Source organism: Nocardia sp. TBRC8007 (assembly GCF_056629435.1).
The window spans coordinates 26,657-43,753 of sequence record NZ_JBWSOR010000036.1 but is presented as its reverse complement, the minus strand read 5'-3'; the positions used below and the strand labels follow the sequence as shown (position 1 = coordinate 43,753).

Below are 17,097 nucleotides of genomic sequence, written 5' to 3'. Positions count from 1 at the left end.
CCCTACGACATCACATCGAAAAACTCAGTACATCGGTTATCCCACCACCGATGAGATCGTCAATCCGGACGGGATCGGTCGTCGCCAGCATTTCACCGGCTCCACCATCTATTGGAAGCTCAACGAGGCGTACTCGGTCGGTGGTGCGATCTATGAGAAGTGGGGCCGCACCGGGTGGGAAGGAGGCCGGCTCGGATACCCGACCAGCGACGAGATCAGAACCCCCGATGGTGCGGGGCGATACAACCGTTTCGAACGCGGCATGATCTACTGGTCGCCTTCGACCGGCGCGCATCCTGTGGTCGCGTCGATCCTCGACCAATGGGCTCGGGCGGGCTACGAACGCGGTAGCTATGGTTATCCGACTACGGATTCCGCCAGTTCGGACGGTGATGTCACGGTCGGCCAGCAATTCCAGCGCGGCTCGATCACAGCGCCCGGCGCGAAGATCGTCGAGCTGGCGGGGCTCATGCCGGATGCCACGCCCGATCAGGTACTCGCCGATGCTCGCCGCGCCGCCACGGCATCATCCATGCCCCTCGCGACCGCGGTGGAGGCGGCGTTGAAGGATGCCAAGGTGAAGGCTCAGATCTTCGGGCCTATCAGCGACAGCAGTGACAGCAGCAATAGCAGTGACAGCAGTGAGACCGGCGTCCCCGACTCGGACTTCAAGCTGCTGCCGAAGGCACGCCGCGCGGGCGACCTGTTCTTCTCCCAATCCTCGTCAGGTAAGTGGATATTCCGGTACCGGCACGGCCACAACGGCATCTACGTCACCACCGAGAACACCGTCGAGTCGAACAACACCAAGGGCGTGCACCTGATCAGAAACTACGACAAGCGCGCATACCCGGATGGCCGGAAGGTGCGGTTGCCGCAGCTGATGGAAGCGAACACCACCGACGATGTCCGCGCTCGGGCGGTGCGGTACGCGGAAAGCCGGGTCGGTTCCGGTTACAACAGCGATTTCGCGTTCAATCGGCGGGACTGGAAAGACGGTGAGGAGGGCGTCTACAACTGTGCGCAACTGGTGTGGGCCGCCTATATGAACGCCTCCAACGGCAACCTCGACCTCGACAAGGACGGTGGCTCGGGAGTATGGCCGGTCGATATCCGTGATTCCCCGCGGGTAACCCATTACACCCCATGACCGCACGGTGTGTGCACTGGTAACCGAAACGACAACTATCCGAGGTGTGAGATGACAAGGACCCGCCGGGTCGCGGCACTGTGCGCCGCGATGCTGAGCGCGGTGACGGTAGCGTGCGCGCGGGAATACCCCGGCGGGGAAGCGGCCGTGCACGCACTGCCGCCTGACGCGGTGGGGATGGTGGCACTGGGCCCGATCGGGCCACCATTCCGGTCGGAAACCGACCGCAGCCTGGTGTTCGCGTTCGACGCCAACGGCACCGTCGTCGGCCGCGTCGACGGTGACGCGATCTGGCATACCAAGATATTGGCCTCGCCAGGACAGGTGGTCACCACGACCGCCCGCTCGGTGATCACGCTGACCGCTACATCCCGCACCGAGGTACCCGTCGATGACGGGTTCATGGTGAAAGAATGGGTACAGGACCCGGCGACCGGCCGGGCGACGATCTGGATCGACACCGGCTACATCGACGGGCAGACGACCAACCAGTACGTCTCCTTGGACCCGAGCCGACCTGCCCGGACCGGCATCATGCGGGGTGGTGTGTCCGCCCCGGCGTACTGTGGAAACAGCGTCTTCACGCTGGTGCAGGACGAATCCATCGGCCATGAGGCCGAACTCGTCGGGTGGCGGCTCTACGAGCTGCCACCCGACAGGGAGCAGGTCGTCCGCAGCCAGTGGCAGCGCCCTGAGGGCGTCAGGCCGCAATCAGGAGCGGTGTGCTCGGCTGATGGGACCGCAATGTATTTCCTCGCAGGGCCGGCAGAGTCGGTCGATATCGCAACGTCCCGAGTGACCCGGGTGCGAGTCGGCCTGTCCGACGGTTCATGGGAGGAGACACTTTTGGACATGCCCGCGAACACCGGGACCATATTCACGGGTGTGGCCGCTGCCGGGGACCGGCTGTACTGGTCCACCATCCGCGGCAACGTACTGTCGGTCCCGATGACCGGGTCCGCGCAGGTAACCCAGGAATGGGCGCTGCCCCCGGGCGATCAGGACCGCTGGCAGGCGATCACCGGCACCACTCTCACCTACCTCGATTACCGTGACTACCGCCAGAAACCACCCACCTACTCCACCTATGACCTACTCACCGGACACAGGATCAACGGACCTATCGAACTGCCCTGGCTGCAAACCGTCATCGGCTCGGAAACCGAAAGCGGACAATCCATCTACACCATCCACACGATCGCAAGCTTGTATCCAGAGCATTGAGGTATACCCGACCCCGGCTTCAAGTACACCGTGCGCAGATCTATGAGGTGTTCGGGTTGCGCGAGTCCATCCGCACCGACAAGGAACGATTGGGGAAGTAGCTGGCTGCATGTGGCCCCGCCGCGCTGTTCGGCAACGTTGGGGCTGCTACACGGTCAGGTGACAGTGGTTATGCAGCCTGACCGGCTGCTGCTGGGGTCATGATCGCTTCGTATTCGACCGGGAGCAGGTCCTGGCGTCGACGCCGGTGGTAGGTGCGTTCGATCCAGGACACGATCGCGATCCGCAGTTGCTCGCGGGTCGCTCACTGCCGCCGGTCGATAACGTTGCGTTGTAAGAGACTGACGAAGCTCTCCATTGCGGCATTGTCGGCGGCCGCACCGACTCGTCCCATCGACCCGAGCATCCAAAACATGTTGAGCGCGTGCATGAATCGACGAGAGCTGGCAATGATTCCTCGGGGCGAATGGTGTTACTGCCCGCGCAGGCTCCGGCAATGGTCCGAGATATCGACTGGACCATACCGTTCAGTGATGGGCGCTACAGGATTCGGCAGTTGGGCCGACGCTCAGGTCGTGATCCCGAAGGCATTGGTGGGGCTGGTGGCGACCACAGTGGGGGTGGCGGTGCCGGTGATCGGCGCCGACACCACCTGATCGGTGGCCTGATCGGTGAAGAACAGGGTACTGCCGGAGACGGTGATATCCGTAGGGAGCGACAGGCCGGTCACCAGTGAGGTCGGTGTGCCACCGGTGACCGGCACCGTCACTACCCGATTAGCCGATTGCTCGCAGAGGTAGAGAAGATTACCGACCCGGACGAGTCCGGTGGGAGTGCTCAGACCGGACGCCAGCAAGGTCGGGGTGCCGCCGGTTTGCGGCACCGAATACACATTGCCGATGAAGCTGTTATCGGTGAAGAACAGTAGGCCGCCGTAGGTGTAGGGCAGTGCGTTGCTGGTGCCGTCCACCGAGGTGACGGTGACACCGACGGTGCCGGTTCCGGGTGGGGCGATGGCGTTGATCTGGGTGTCGGAGACGATGGTGAACGTGGTTGCCGTCGCTCCGAACCGCACGGATAACGGACCGGCGCCGGCGAATCCGCTGCCGAAGATCTCCACCGTATTGCCGCCGGATTCGGGACCGGAAATCGGCTCGAGCGCCGTGAGTACAGGTGTGGCCAGGAGGGCAGCCGAGAACGGCGAGCTCCCCAGCTGAGTCGGCACCCCATCGGTGATCCAGGTGATGCTGGTGGGGCTGGTGGCGACCACGGTGGGGGTGGCGGTGCCGGTGATCGGCGCCGACACCACCTGACCGGTGCCCAGGTTGGCGATGAACAAGGTGCTGCCGGAGACGGTGATATCCGAAGGGTTCGACAAGCCGGTCACCAGGGGGGTCGGCGGGCCCCCGGTGACCGGCATCGTCGACACCCGATTGGTCAAAGTCTCGCAGAGGTAAAGGAGGTTACCGACCCGGACGAGACCTTCGGAAACGCTCAGACCGGTCGCCAACGGAGTCGGTGTGCCCCCCGTCTGCGGCACTGAGTACACAGTGCTGGGGCTGAAGCCATCGGTGAAGAACAGCAGACCAGCACCGCCGTAGCTATAGGGCAGCGGATTGCTCGTGCCGTGCAGCAGGGCGGCCACGGTGACCTCGACCGTGCCGGTGCCGGGCGGGGCGATAGCGTCGATCTGGGTGTCGGAGACGATGGTGAACGTGGTCGCCGTCACCCCGAACCGCACCGTCAACGGGCCGGCACCGGCAAACCCGCTACCGAAGATCTGCACCGTGTTGAATCCGGATTCGGGACCGGAGCTGGGGCTGAGCGAGGTGAGCACCGGCGCCATCGTGGAGCCTTCCAGAAGGAGAAGGGTTGTTCTGCAACGGTCATCGAGGGGGTCGTCGTACCGCTGACTCCAGTAACCCACTGGCAGTAGCGATTTCGCAATGAATCTCTGGTGGCGGTTCCGCAACAATCCCCGATGGCCACCCTGCTGCTGTCGGTGATGGGCGCCTTCGCCGAATTCGAACACGCCCTCATCCGCCAACGCCAACGCGAAGGCATCGCCGCCGCCAAGACCCGCGGCGCCTATACCGGCCGCAAACCCACCCGCACCACCGAACAAACCCACCAGCTACGCACCCGCGCCGCCGATGGGGAGCCGAAAGCCGCACTGGCCAGAGAGTTCGGCATCAGCCGCGAAACCGTCTACAATTACCTACGCACCGATACGCCCTTCTTCTCTGGGAATCGAGACTCGGTGGAAACCGAATGAAAATCAACAGACAAGGCGCTCGAGACCATCTGCAGCGCCGTCGGCTTGCCGGGGTATCGGCGACTACTGGTGTGGGTGAAGAGATTCTCCGAACGACGCTGGGCCGTGGAGAACGCATGGGGGTTGGGTCGACATCTCACTCAATGGCTGATCGCCCATGGTGAGACGGTCACCGACGTGCCATCCACGGCCACCGCGCGGGTCCGGGAGTTATTGCGGGGCGGGCGGCGCAAGAACGACAGTATCGACACAGCCGCGGCTGCCAGTGTCGCGACGTTGCACGGCGATGCGGCGCCCATCGAGGCCGAGGGAGCAAGCACCGTGCTGCGAATGCTCGATGAGCTGCGCACGAACCTGACCAGGCAGCGCACCCGCACGGTCAACCAGCTGCACGCGGTGATGCGGGAGTTGCTGCCCGGTGGCGTGTCCACCGATCTGACCGCGAACCAGGCTGCCGACGCGTTCCGGCGGCTGCGCCCCTGCTCACCGGTGGAACATGCCCGCGACCTCGTCGCCGACGTGCGGGCTCTGGATGCCCGGCTGAAGGCCGACCAGCAGCGCATGCAGGACAGCGTCGCCGATTCCGGCAGTAGCCTTTTGGGGGTCGCTACTCAAATCGTGTTACCGACAACACCAGTGGGACTGGTGGATGGCGGTACCGGTGATCGGCGCCAACACCACCTGACCGATACTCGGCGCTGAGAGTTGCTCGAACACGGTCAGTATGCTGCGCCACTTCGGGCCACTGCCGAAATGGTGAACCGCCAACCGCACCAGCTCCTGCCGGTAAAGAACAAAGGCGTAGCGGTAGCGTCGGCTGCTATGACCGCATCTTCAGACACATCATCAGGAGCGATGCAGACCAGTGCGTTCGGTGTGCCGATCCTCGTTCTCAGTGGGATGCAGTTACTGGTAGTGCTCGACGGAACAGTTGCCGCCCTCGCGCTTCCGCGTATCCGGGAAGGACTGGGGCTCAGCGAATCCGGCGGAAACTGGATAATCACCGCCTATGTTCTCGCTTTCGGTGGCCTGATGCTGCTCGGTGGGCGCCTGGGTGATGCCTTCGGCCGCAAGCAGATGTTCATCGTCGGTGTCGCGGCGTTCACCCTGACATCGTTGCTATGCGGGCTGGCATGGGATCCATACAGTCTCATTGTGGGCCGCGCCCTACAAGGCGTGTCGGCCGCGATCGCGGCACCCACCTCCATGGCATTGGTCGCCACTACGTATGCGCCGGGCAAACCGCGCAGTCAGGCATTCGCCATCTATGCGGCGATGATGGGCGTGGGGTCGGTAGCCGGACTGATCGCCGGAGGTGTGCTCACCGAAGTGTCCTGGCGGTTGGTCTTTCTGATCAATGTGCCGATCGGTGTCCTGGTCATGGCCGGTGCTGGGGTTTTCTTGTGTGAATCGCAGGGGCGACGCCTCGGTCTCGATGTTCGCGGTGCGGTCCTGGCAACTGTCGGAGTCACGATGTTCGTGCTTGCGATCAACGAGGGGCCCCATGGCTGGACACAACCGATCGTACTGGCCTCAGCGCTGCTGGCGATTGTATTGCTGACTGTGTTCTTACTGGTCGAGCGCCGAGCGCTGAACCCGATTCTGCCGTTCGCGCTTTTTCGCAATCCCAGTCGGGTTGCTGCGCTCGGGGCGATTCTGTTGGCGGGCGCGATGATGATGTGCATGGCGGTGTTCATCTCGCTGTACCTGCAAGGGATACTGCGATACTCACCCATCCGCAGCGGGCTCGCCGTAGTGCCGTTCGCCTTCGGGATGGGAATCGCCGCCGCGATCGCATCTAAACTCGCCCTGCGCATCCAACCGCGATGGCTGGTGATGTTCGGGGGTCTGATCACCCTCGTCGGCTGCCTCTATGCCGCGGTAGTCGCGACTGAGTCACCCGGATATTTTCCCGGTATCGCCGGGCCGGTGGTGACAATCGGATTCGGTGTCGGATTCGCTGTGATCCCCTTGACTCTGTCAGTGGTAGCGGGAGTCCGAGTTACCGAGATCGGCCCCTTGAGCGCTCTGGCACAGGTTGCGCAGAACCTCGGTGGCGCGGTGGGTCTGGTGGCAGTCAGCGCGATAGTCTCCTCCAGGACATTGTCCAGGGGTGGCGCGACCGGACCAACTCTAGCCATGACCGACGACGAACTCCACGCGCTCGCAGAGGGATACGGGCTGGCATTCGTCTGTTGCGCCGCCATCGCAGTACTGGCTGGTGGAGTGGTGGCATTCATGCGGTTCACTCCCGACGATGTCGCCGAAGGACAAGCAGCGCAAGAGGCCGCCCACTCCGAGATCGATCCAGACGAACTGCATGTATAGCCGCCGCAGGCCGGTCCCACCTCTGTGGATACCTGCGGTGGGCATCACCCTGTCAGCTTGTTGGCGTGCGGTATTTTCCCTGTGTGACAGCTATTTCCGTGTCTTTGCTGTGCATCGCACTCGTGATCGTTTGTGGCGGTGTGGAATGAATGAGCTGGAAGGGCTGTCACCGTATAGGGTGATAGCCCTTCCAGCTGTGCGTGATTCATTCAGTTATCGACGTGGCCGGGAAGGTCAGCGTTCACGAGCGAGTAGGCGCATGGTCAGCGGTGCGAAGATCGCGACGATGATGGCGCACGACAGCAGCGTCCACCCGATCTCGCCGGTGACGGGCTGGTCGTGCATGAGGCCGCGAACCGCGCTGACCAGGTGCGTGATGGGGTTGACGTCGACGACTCCCCGCAACCAGCCGGGCAGGGTGGCCGGGTCGACGAAGACGTTGCTGATGAAGGTCAGCGGGAAGGTGATCACCATACCGGTCTGGACGACCGATTCCGGTGTCCGGGCCAGCAGGCCTAGAGTCGCCCAGACCCATGACAAGCTCCAGGCGAACAGTGCGACCAACGCGATGCCTGCGACGACGCCGAGGGGTCCGGCGTCGGGCCGGAAGCCGAGGATCAATCCGGTGGTCACAATGACGGTGGAACCGAGCGTGTAGCGGCCCAGATCGGCCAACAGCGCCCCGACGAGCAGGGAAGGCTGCCAGACCGGCATCGACTTGAATCGGTCGAAGACTCCGCGCCGGATGTCCAGGGCCAGTGCCGTGCCGGTCGCGGTGGTGGTCATGGTGACGGTGAGCACGAGTATTCCGGGTAACAGCACCTGCAGGTATTCCCCAGTGGAGCCGGCCAGCGCGCCGCCGAACAGGTGCGTGAACATGATCAGCATGAGGATCGGGAACACGGTCACGTCGAACAGCTGATCGGGCACGTGTCTGATCCGCAACAGCGCCCGCCAGGCGAACACGGCGGCAGCGGTCGCCGGACCAGGACGGTGTGGGCGTGCCTCGGGGGCCAGAAGCGCCGACGGAATGGTCGGCGCCGCGGTGGCGATGGTGGTCATGCGACGGCCTCGATCGTCTCGGTGTTGGTCAGGGTGAGGAAGACCTCGTCCAGGCTGGGTTGTTCGATGCCGAAGTCGGTGATCTCGATGCAGGCCTCGGCCAGGACACGCAGTGCGGTGGCGGCCCGCTCGGTGTCGGTGATGCGTACCGACAGCGCACTCGGGTCGGTATGCGTCTCGACTGGTTGGGCCAGGGCGCGGGTCAGCAGGTCGCGGGCATCGGGTCCGCGGTCGGGATCGAGGACCCGAATCCGTAGCGATTTCACGTCGAGCGAGGACTTCAGGTCGTCGGTGGTGCCCTCGGCGATCACACGCCCGTGGTCGATGACCGCCACGCGGTCGGCCAGCAGGTCGGCTTCCTCCAGGTACTGCGTGGTGAGCAGCACCGTGGTGCCCGCGGCAGTCAGGGCCCGCACCATGTCCCAGACGTGGGCGCGGCTACGGGGATCCAAGCCGGTGGTCGGTTCGTCGAGGAACAGCAGATCCGGTGTGACGGTGATGCTCGCGGCGATGTCCAGGCGTCGCCGCATCCCGCCCGAGTAGTTCTTCACCTGCCGTCCGGCCGCGTCCGCGAGGTCGAATGCCTCGAGCAGTTCTCCGGCGCGCGTGGCTGAGGCCCCTCGCCGGTATCCGGCCAGCATCCCCACCAGGGTGAGATTCTCCTGCCCGGTCAGGTCCTCGTCCACCGACGCGTACTGGCCGGTGAGCGTGATGCGTTGCCGTACGGCGTCGGCCTCGGCGATCAGGTCGTGCCCGAAGATCGTGGCATGCCCGGCATCCGGTCGCAGTAGGGTGGCGAGCATCCGGATGGTGGTGGTTTTGCCCGCCCCGTTGGGGCCGAGCACGCCATACACTGTCCCGGTCGCGACCGTGAGATCAACGCAATCCACCGCGGTGGTCTCGCCGAAACGTTTACGCAGGCCCTCGGCCTGGATTGCGAGTGCGGTCATTGCGAACCTTCCTTGTCTTGCGATTCGGGGTACTGGAATACGTCGTCGATCGCCACCCCGAAGACCCGGGCGATCTGGAATGCGATCTCCAGCGACGGTGAGTACCGCCCCTGCTCGATGGCGATGACTGTCTGGCGGGTCACTCCGATTCGGGCCGCCAAGTCCGCCTGCGTCATTTCATTGTGGGAGAAACGCAGGGCGCGAATCGAATTAGTGATTCTGGTCGGTTTAGCCACGGCTACAGACCCCGCCGGTAGGCGATGATCTTGACCAGCTCGCCGACCATGCCTGCCCCCACGTAGGCCGCTGCCATGGCGTGCGCGATCCAGAATCGGTCTACTGCTGCCATGGCAAGGCCGAACGGCGCGAGCATGGCCACTGCCAGCGCGGTGCCACCAATATGCTCGCCGTACCGGTTGATGGCCTGGTCGCGCTCGTCGACGGTGAAGTCGTTACTCGCCCGCGTGATCTCCACAACGATGCGGACGGCAATATTGGCCACAATGCCGATGCCGATGGTTCCCAGTAGGAGCGGGACGAAGTTCACTTCGGCCACCGATGGCGCGCCCGCCGCGACGATACTCACGATCGTGACGTAGCTGATGAGTATGAGGGCGTAGACCGTCAGATACGTCCAGGCGCCTCGTTCCGCGAACGACATCCACCACTCCCATGTCAAGTAAACCTTACATGGACAATGTAAGGGATCTAAGACATAGAGTCAATAATTTTTGACATGCAATATCCAGTCAGCCCAACGCTTCCGAAGGTTCGGGGTCACATGCCTTCGTCCTGGTCGTCGACATGGGCGAGATGAGAGAAGTCGGGGCAGTTGGGAACCCGTCGATGAGTGGTCAGCCGTCATCGGCGACATCTTCGTTTTCGTTCCGTACTGATTCGTTTGCCTCAGGTGAATCGACTCTACGATTCAAAGGTGACGAATGCGTGCAACTATCCGGGCTGCTCTCGGCCCATCAAGCGGGAAGGTGGACCTGGTCGGCCATCGGAGTACTGCGACCTTCCGGATCACACGAGGTGGCGTGCGTGGCGGGAACGGCAGCGGCTGCAACGGGAAGCGCAGGAGTCGGAAGAATCGACCGCTACCATCACTATGACAAAACAGCGGCCGGTGACGGCAGCGCGATTACGGGCCGATGAGTTGCTGACTCAGTTTCGTGGGCTTGCCGAGCAGGTGAGCGCCACAGTGGATGCCGCTGTCGCGGAACTGTCCACGTTGGCTGATCCATCGATTGCCGAGGCGCAAGTCCGAGCAGTGCAGGCGGATGCGGCACGTCAAGTGGCCGAAGCGGAGGGCGCCGCGGTGGCAGCCGAACAAGCCCGCAAGGAAGCGCACGAGGCGAGGGTGCTCGCCGAGGCCGCGGCAGATGACGCGGCCAACGTCGCCGAACAGGCGGAAGTTCTGATCGCCGAGGCGAACTCGGTACGTGACGACGCCCTTCGTGAAGTCGAACGTGTCACCGAACAGGCAGCGGATGAGGTGTTCGCCGCCCGCAGTGCCGCCGAAGCCGAGATCCGCACCGTGCGCCAGGAGACCGAAGCCGAGATCGAACGCGCCGCACAGGATGCCGCCGAGCAGATCCAACAGACACAGCACCGTGCCGAAGCCGAGATCGAACGCGCACACCGTGCAGCAACCGCTCAGGTCGACGCGGCTCGCTCCGAACGGGATCTTGCTGCGCAGCGTGCGGCTGACGCTGAACGTGCGGCCGAGCGCGCCGAACAGCTCGGCGCCGAGCGAGCCGAGGCAGCCGATGAGGCGCGAGCCGAATGGCACAGGGTGCGTGCCGAGCTCGACGCTGTTCGCGCCGAGCTCGCCGAAACCCGCCGCGCCACTGCCGCCGAGCTCACCACGGTCCGCACCGAGGCTGCTATGGCTGTCGACAAGGCTCGTGCCGAGGCCGCTCACCGCCTCGAGGCAGTGGATGAAGCACGTGCGCAGACCCTTGCTCGTGCCGAACGAGCCGAAGCCCAACTCGACGAACTCCTCGCCGAAACTCGGCGCAAGTCGCTTCGTACCGAACTCGGTGCTCGTGACGGTGGGTGATCGGCCAAGTGAATCCGGTCGACAATCCCAGCCACATCACCACCCTCATCCCTCGTCGGGCGGTGGTGATACGAGTCTCGACCGGTCGATACCAATTGCGTATATCGGAATCGACAACAGATATTAATTCGAATAGAGCAAAGTAGCTGTTCAGATTCCTTGATTGTCGACGAAGCCCGGATCGGTTCCGGTGCTACGACGTCCCTCGCTCAACTACTCTCGGTCGGTGTCGACAGCCCGGCATAAGGGTTGGGTCCGCTTTCCAAGGGCACACCGGCCGAATCGACGAAGCGCGTCAGCATCTGGAACCAGGCCATTGTCATGATCGCCCGCGAAGCCGTGTCCTGGCTGTTGTAATGCGTCACCAGCTCCCGTACCTGCGCGGTTTCGAGTTTCGCTCGGTCGGACATCTCGTCGACCATGTGACACAGGCGCTGATGCCACGCCGAGAGCCGGTCCAGCTCATTGTCCAGCACCGCTCGACTGATATGTGGAGGGAGCCCGACCGCCTCGGCCAACACGATGTGTTGCGGAATCTCGTAGTCCGATGCGTTCTGCCGGAAAGTGCGCAGGGCGATGATCTCGCGATCCGCACCGGGAATCCAGTCCGGACCGAATATTACAGACAGTGTCGCCTGATATTGCCGGGCGATACCGGTTCTTGCGAGCATCCGCCACACGTTGAGCGGCGGCATGGAACCGAGGAACATTATCGTGTCGGAGTCCAGCTCAGTGTCGGCGGGCAGATCGAGCTTCGGCAGGTTTTCCGGGCGCAGCGAATTCATGACCGTCCTTCTATATTCGTCAGCGTGCGAATGTCGCGGCGCGCTCGGCTACGTCGAGCACCGGCTGTGGGAAGACGCCGAGTAGGAGCGTGGCAGCGGCGCTGACCATGACAACAGTGGTGGTCAGTGGGGGTGTGACGAGTATGGGAGCCGCGGCGGGCGGATCGGTGAAGAACATCAGGACGATGACGCGCAGATAGAAGAATGCCGCGATGGCGCTGCAGATCACGCCCACGATTACCAGCGGTGCCGCGCCTGCCGAAGCAGCGGCTTCGAAAACAACGAACTTGCCGATGAAGCCGCTGGTGAGCGGTAGACCCGCGAAGGAAAGCAGAAACAGCGCGAAAACTGTGGCCAGCCAAGGAGAACGACGGCCGAGCCCGGCCCATCGGGGTAGGCCGGTGGCTTCGTCGCCTGTCGCTTCGCGAACCAGGCTGACCACGGCGAACGCACCGAGGGTGCTGATGCCGTATACCAGCAGGTAGAACAAGACCGCTGCGACACCCCGATCGTCGGCTGCCACTGGTCCGGTGAGCAGAAAGCCGGCATGGGCTACCGCGGAATAGGCGAGCATGCGTTTGACATCGGTCTGGGTGATCGCCATGACCGCGCCGACAACCATGGTGGCGACCGCGATGGCCGCGAGGATCGGGCGCCACTCGTCGCGCAGGCCGAAAACGGCGACTTGCAGTACGCGCACCAATGCGCCGACTGCCGCGATCTTGGTGGCGGCTGCCATGAAACCGGTGATCGCGGTCGGTGCGCCCTGGTACACGTCCGGCACCCAGGACTGGAATGGCACCGCGCCGATCTTGAACAGCAGGCCGACTGTCAGCAGCGCGACCCCGAGCAGTGCCAGTGTCCTGTTCTCCGGCTGCTGTGCGATGGCGTCGGCGATACCGGTGAGCCGCACCGTGCCCGCTCGGCCGTAGAGCAGCGCGACGCCGTAGAGGAAGAACGCTGAGGAGAACGCGCCGAGCAAGAAGTACTTCAGCGCGGCTTCCTGGGAGAGTAGCCGTTTACGGCGCGCCAGCCCGCACAGCAGATACAGCGGCAAGGACAGTACCTCGAGTGCGACGAACATCGTGAGCAGGTCATTGGATGCTGGGAACAGCAGCAGTCCGCCGACCGCCAGCAACATCAACGGGAATACTTCGGTAGTCGCGATTCCCGCGCGTACTGCCGCGGCCTCGGTCGCGCTGCCGGGCACCGCCGAAGCCTGCGGTGTGAAGGCGTCCACACCGTGTCCTAGTAGGGAAGCGGCTCGGCTCCAGGTGCCAGGGCCCGAATGTGGCTGCTTGTGCGGTTCGGCGCCGCGTTCGGCGATGAACAAGAGCCCGAGGATCGACACCACCAGAATCGCGCCCTGCAGAAACAGGGCGACTCCGTCGATCGCAACAGCGCCTGCGAAGGTGGTGGTTTCGGTGCCCGCCAGCACCAGTACAGCTATCAGTGCTGCGGTCAGCCCACCCAGGCTCAGCGCCAGGTGTGCCGGATAGCGGAGGCGGCGGGGGAGGAATGCCTCGACGAGTACGCCGAGCACGGCGGCGGCGAATACGATGAGCATAGGGGACACAGAGCTGTAGGCGATGCTCGGCGCTGGGGCATTCGCGGCGAGCGTTGAGGCGAAGTCGAAGTCGTTCACTCAGGCCGTCCTGTGGTTGTTCGACAGGTGTTCGCGGGATCGAGGGTCGTTGTCCGCCTATGTTCCGGTCGAGGACCACGACAGTCGTGCGCGCTCGGTCGGCTCATTTGTGGGCACCTTCGGGATGCTGGGCCGACCCCGCTTCGAGAAGTGTGGGTGTCGATGGTGGGGGGTCATCGCGGCCGATGGTGGTGAGTGTTCGGCTCACCGCGGGATTGATGAAGTCGGTCAGAGGCTTCGGATAGACCCCGAGGAACAACAACATGGCGAGCAACGGGACGACCACAACGAGTTCCCTGGGTGCGAGGTCGTGGATCCGTTCGTTGCCCTGCTTCACCGGACCGGTCATCATCCGTTGGTAGAGCCACAGCACATACAGCGCGGCAAGCACCAGTGCGCTGGTGGCGATCACCGCAGCGAACTGATAACGGGTGAATGTGCCGATGAACACGAGGAATTCACTGATGAACGGTGCGAGACCGGGTAACGACAGGGTGGCGAGGCCTGCGACGAAAAACGTGCCCGCCAGCACCGGCGCCACTTTCTGGACGCCGCCGAACTCGGCGATGAGGCGGGTGCCTCGGCGCGAGACCAGGAATCCGGCTATCAGGAACAGCGCGGCGGTGGAGATGCCATGGTTGACCATGTAAAGCGTCGCGCCGGTCTGGCTCTGACTGGTCATCGCGAAGACGCCGAGGATGATGAAACCGAAGTGGGAGATCGATGTGTAGGCGATCAAACGCATCACGTCGGTCTGTCCGATGGCCAGCAGAGCGCCGTAGACGATACCGATCACCGCGAGCGTGACCACCAGTGGCGCATAGGCTTTCGAGGCGTCCGGGAACAGCGGCAGGCAGTAGCGCAGCATGCCGAAGGTGCCGACCTTGTCCACCACCGCCATCATCAGCACCGCGCTGGCCGGCGTGGCCGAGACGGCGGCGTCCGGCAGCCAGGTATGCAGCGGCCATAGTGGCGCTTTGACCGCGAAGGCGAACATGAAGCCGAGGAACAGGGCATTGAGCACTGCGGGCCCGGCGCCGAGTTGGCCTGCGTTGGCCGCGGCGACCACGGTACGGAAATCGAACGTGCCCGAGGATCCTTCGCCCAGCGCCTCCCTGGCGGTGAGCACGTACAATCCGATGACCGCGGCCAGCATGATCAACCCGCCGAAAAGGTTGTACATCAGGAACTTCACCGCCGCCCGTGCGCGCTGCCTGCGTATCCGCTCATCGCCGGTACGCGGCCCGAATCCGCCGATGAGGAAATACATCGGGATGAGCATCGCCTCGAAGAACACATAGAACAGCAGGATGTCCAGTGCGACGAAGGAGACCAGCACCATCGCTTCGACGAGCAGGATGAGCGCGACGTAGGTGTGTGCGGCGCGCTTGCCCCCGCCGGCTTCTCGTGCATCGTGCCAGCCCGCCAGAATCAGCAGCGGGACCAGGGCCGTGGTCAGCAGTACCAGCACCAACGCGATGCCGTCGAGGCCGAGGGTGTAACCGGCGCCGAACGCCGGAATCCACTGGTGAGCTTCGACGAACTGGTATTGCGCGCCGCCGGGATCGAAGCGCACGGCGATACCGATGCCGATGACCAGGACGAGCAGCGAGCAGCCGAAAGCCACACCGCGGGCCAGAGTGCGTCGTGCGGCGGGCAGCGTGAGCACGATCACCGCGCCTGCGACCGGAACCAGCCACAGTGTCGTCAACCAAGGAAACTCGCTCACCACAACCTCACTGCCAGCAGGGCTGCGGCCACCAGAGCCGCGCCGGTGAACATGGACAGGGCATATGAGCGCACGAACCCGGATTGCACTCGCCGGACCCGTGCGGACAACCCACCGATCAGCGCCGCGGTGCCGTTGACGATCCCGTCGATACCGCGGTTGTCGAGAAATACCAGGGCCCGGGTCAAATGCTGTCCCGGCCGCATGAACACGGTTTCGTTGACTACGTCTCCGTAGAGATCCTGGCGTGCCGCGATGGTCACCGCGGACACGGATTCTGGTGCGGTGTCCGGGACTTCGCGTTGTGCGTACTGCGCGTAGGCGACCGCGACGCCGATGCCGACCACACTCAGCGCGAGCACCGTGACCAGCGCCGCGGGGATGGTTTCGGTACCGTGCTCGGCGCCGACCACCGGTTCCAGCCAGTTCTGCAGCGAGGAGCCGAAGGCGAATACCGCGCCCGCGCCGACCGAGCCCAGCGCGAGCAGGATCATCGGGCCGGTCATCACCGCGGGTGACTCGCGCGGGTGGGTGTCCGGTTTCCAGCGGCGCTCACCGAAGAATGTCATCAGCACGACCCGGGTCATGTAGAACGCGGTCAGACCGGCGCCGAGCAGCGCTACGGTACCCAGCGCCACCCCGTTCAGGCCACCCTGATTGAACGCGGCCTCGATGATCCGGTCCTTGGAGAAGAACCCGGCGAATGGTGGCACCCCGATGATGGCCAGGTAGCCGAGACCAAAAGTGACATAGGTGATCGGCAGCAGAGTACGTAGGCCACCGTAGCGCCGCATATCGGTTTCGTCGTTCATCGCGTGCATCACCGAGCCCGCGCCGAGGAACAGCCCGGCTTTGAAGAAGCCGTGGGTGAGTAGATGCATGATGGCGGCGGCATACCCGACCGGGCCGAGGCCCACAGCCAACACCATGTAGCCGATCTGGCTCATGGTCGAGGCGGCGAGCGCCTTTTTGATGTCGTCCTTGGCGCAGCCGATGATCGCGCCGAACAGCAATGTGACCGCACCGACCAGTACCACCCCCAACCGCGCGTTCGGCGCCAGGTCGAAGATCGGGTTGGATCGCGCGATCAGATAGACCCCCGCGGTGACCATGGTGGCCGCGTGAATGAGCGCCGAGACCGGGGTGGGGCCCTCCATCGCGTCGCCGAGCCAGGACTGCAGCGGCACCTGTGCGGATTTGCCGCAGGCGGCCAGCAGCAGCAACAGGCCTAGAGCGGTGAGCGTGCCCTCGCTCGCGGCGGGCGCGCCGGCGAACACGGTGTCGAAATCGACCGACCCGAACGTCGCGAACATCACCATCATGGCGATCGCCAAACCCATATCGCCGACCCGATTGACCACGAAGGCTTTTTTGGCTGCGGTTGCCGCCGAAGGCTTGTGATACCAGAACCCGATCAGCAGGTAGGAGGCCAGACCGACACCTTCCCAGCCGAGGTAGAGCACGAGATAGTTGTTTGCCAGCACCAGCAGCAGCATCGCCGCGAGGAACAAGTTCAGATAGGCGAAGAATCGTCGCCGGGCCGGGTCGTGGCCCATATAGCCGATCGAGTAGATGTGGATCAACGAACCGACGCCGGTGATCAGCAGTGCGAAACATATCGAGAGCTGATCCAGTTGGAGGGCGAAGTCGATCCGGAGGCCTGTCACCGGAACCCAACTGAACAGATCCGTGCGCACCGCGCGTGCCGCGGTGTCGCGCCCGAGCATCTCGATGAACGCGATCATCGCGACGACGAACGAAGCCAGCGCCATCAGGGTGCCGAACAGCGGGCCGGGCTTGTCTCCATGGCGTCCAGCCGACAACAGAATGATCGCACCCACCAATGGCAGGGCGGGCAGCAGCCAGAGCGTCGCGGTGTCCACG

At 63.9% G+C, this 17,097-nt stretch carries 14 protein-coding genes and 2 pseudogenes; 6 read left to right on the top strand and 10 right to left on the bottom strand.

Annotation, left to right across the window (positions count from 1 at the left end; translation table 11 throughout):
- A pseudogene (locus ACX4ZE_RS19925) lies at nucleotides 1-1,150 on the top strand (hypothetical protein); the annotation flags it as partial.
- Nucleotides 1,151-1,201: 51 nt separating this feature from the next.
- Nucleotides 1,202-2,374, top strand: a complete 1,173-nt coding sequence (locus ACX4ZE_RS19920) for a hypothetical protein (protein ID WP_480274980.1) — start codon at nucleotides 1,202-1,204, stop codon at nucleotides 2,372-2,374.
- A gap of 169 nt (nucleotides 2,375-2,543) precedes the next feature.
- Here the strand turns inward: ACX4ZE_RS19920 and ACX4ZE_RS19915 are convergent.
- Together ACX4ZE_RS19915 and ACX4ZE_RS19910 are read right to left on the bottom strand one after the other, a co-directional pair.
- Nucleotides 2,544-2,843: pseudogene (locus tag ACX4ZE_RS19915) on the bottom strand (IS3 family transposase); the annotation flags it as partial.
- A 99-nt stretch (nucleotides 2,844-2,942) separates the two neighbouring features.
- Complete coding sequence (locus ACX4ZE_RS19910; protein WP_480274979.1) at nucleotides 2,943-4,220, bottom strand: IPT/TIG domain-containing protein; 1,278 nt, start codon at nucleotides 4,218-4,220, stop codon at nucleotides 2,943-2,945.
- A 111-nt stretch (nucleotides 4,221-4,331) separates the two neighbouring features.
- Between ACX4ZE_RS19910 and ACX4ZE_RS19905 the strand changes: the two genes are divergently transcribed.
- From ACX4ZE_RS19905 to ACX4ZE_RS19895, 3 genes are all read left to right on the top strand, one after another.
- Nucleotides 4,332-4,649 carry a helix-turn-helix domain-containing protein gene (locus ACX4ZE_RS19905; protein WP_480274978.1) on the top strand — a complete coding sequence of 106 codons (318 nt, stop codon included), beginning with the start codon at nucleotides 4,332-4,334 and terminating at the stop codon, nucleotides 4,647-4,649.
- Nucleotides 4,650-4,694: 45 nt separating this feature from the next.
- Complete coding sequence (locus tag ACX4ZE_RS19900; protein WP_480274977.1) at nucleotides 4,695-5,351, top strand: IS110 family transposase; 657 nt, start codon at nucleotides 4,695-4,697, stop codon at nucleotides 5,349-5,351.
- Between the two features lie 120 nt (nucleotides 5,352-5,471).
- A complete protein-coding gene (locus tag ACX4ZE_RS19895) occupies nucleotides 5,472-6,977 on the top strand; it encodes an MFS transporter (RefSeq protein ID WP_480274976.1) in 1,506 nt (501 codons plus the stop codon).
- Nucleotides 6,978-7,211: 234 nt separating this feature from the next.
- On the opposite strand, the gene ACX4ZE_RS19890 is transcribed toward ACX4ZE_RS19895, so the two are convergent.
- From ACX4ZE_RS19890 to ACX4ZE_RS19875, 4 genes are all read right to left on the bottom strand, one after another.
- Nucleotides 7,212-8,039, bottom strand: coding sequence for an ABC transporter permease (locus ACX4ZE_RS19890; RefSeq protein ID WP_480274975.1), 828 nt, complete (start codon nucleotides 8,037-8,039; stop codon nucleotides 7,212-7,214).
- Nucleotides 8,036-8,989 carry an ATP-binding cassette domain-containing protein gene (locus ACX4ZE_RS19885; protein WP_480274974.1) on the bottom strand — a complete coding sequence of 318 codons (954 nt, stop codon included), beginning with the start codon at nucleotides 8,987-8,989 and terminating at the stop codon, nucleotides 8,036-8,038. Before ACX4ZE_RS19885 ends, ACX4ZE_RS19890 begins: the two co-directional genes overlap by 4 nt.
- Entirely contained in the window at nucleotides 8,986-9,165 is a 180-nt protein-coding gene (locus tag ACX4ZE_RS19880; protein ID WP_480274973.1) for a helix-turn-helix transcriptional regulator, read from the bottom strand. The genes ACX4ZE_RS19885 and ACX4ZE_RS19880 overlap by 4 nt, the downstream gene beginning before the upstream one ends.
- Nucleotides 9,166-9,227: 62 nt before the next feature.
- Nucleotides 9,228-9,650: a hypothetical protein gene (locus tag ACX4ZE_RS19875; protein ID WP_480274972.1), complete on the bottom strand. Its 423-nt coding sequence runs from the start codon at nucleotides 9,648-9,650 to the stop codon at nucleotides 9,228-9,230.
- A gap of 450 nt (nucleotides 9,651-10,100) precedes the next feature.
- On the opposite strand from ACX4ZE_RS19875, the gene ACX4ZE_RS19870 reads away from it, so the two are divergent.
- Entirely contained in the window at nucleotides 10,101-11,054 is a 954-nt protein-coding gene (locus ACX4ZE_RS19870) for a coiled-coil domain-containing protein (RefSeq protein ID WP_480274971.1), read from the top strand.
- Nucleotides 11,055-11,263: 209 nt separating this feature from the next.
- Here the strand turns inward: ACX4ZE_RS19870 and ACX4ZE_RS19865 are convergent, their stop codons facing one another.
- The 4 genes from ACX4ZE_RS19865 to nuoL form a co-directional block, all read right to left on the bottom strand.
- The gene (locus tag ACX4ZE_RS19865) at nucleotides 11,264-11,839 is read right to left on the bottom strand and encodes a carboxymuconolactone decarboxylase family protein (RefSeq protein WP_480274970.1); all 576 of its coding nucleotides are present in this window, start codon (nucleotides 11,837-11,839) and stop codon (nucleotides 11,264-11,266) included.
- A gap of 19 nt (nucleotides 11,840-11,858) precedes the next feature.
- Nucleotides 11,859-13,484: an NADH-quinone oxidoreductase subunit NuoN gene (gene nuoN, locus ACX4ZE_RS19860; RefSeq protein ID WP_480274969.1), complete on the bottom strand. Its 1,626-nt coding sequence runs from the start codon at nucleotides 13,482-13,484 to the stop codon at nucleotides 11,859-11,861.
- A 103-nt stretch (nucleotides 13,485-13,587) separates the two neighbouring features.
- A complete protein-coding gene (locus ACX4ZE_RS19855) occupies nucleotides 13,588-15,213 on the bottom strand; it encodes an NADH-quinone oxidoreductase subunit M (RefSeq protein WP_480274968.1) in 1,626 nt (541 codons plus the stop codon).
- Nucleotides 15,210-17,096 (bottom strand): NADH-quinone oxidoreductase subunit L, encoded by a 1,887-nt coding sequence (gene nuoL / locus ACX4ZE_RS19850; protein WP_480274967.1) that lies wholly within the window; start codon nucleotides 17,094-17,096, stop codon nucleotides 15,210-15,212. Before nuoL ends, ACX4ZE_RS19855 begins: the two co-directional genes overlap by 4 nt.
- Nucleotide 17,097: the final 1 nt, after the last annotated feature.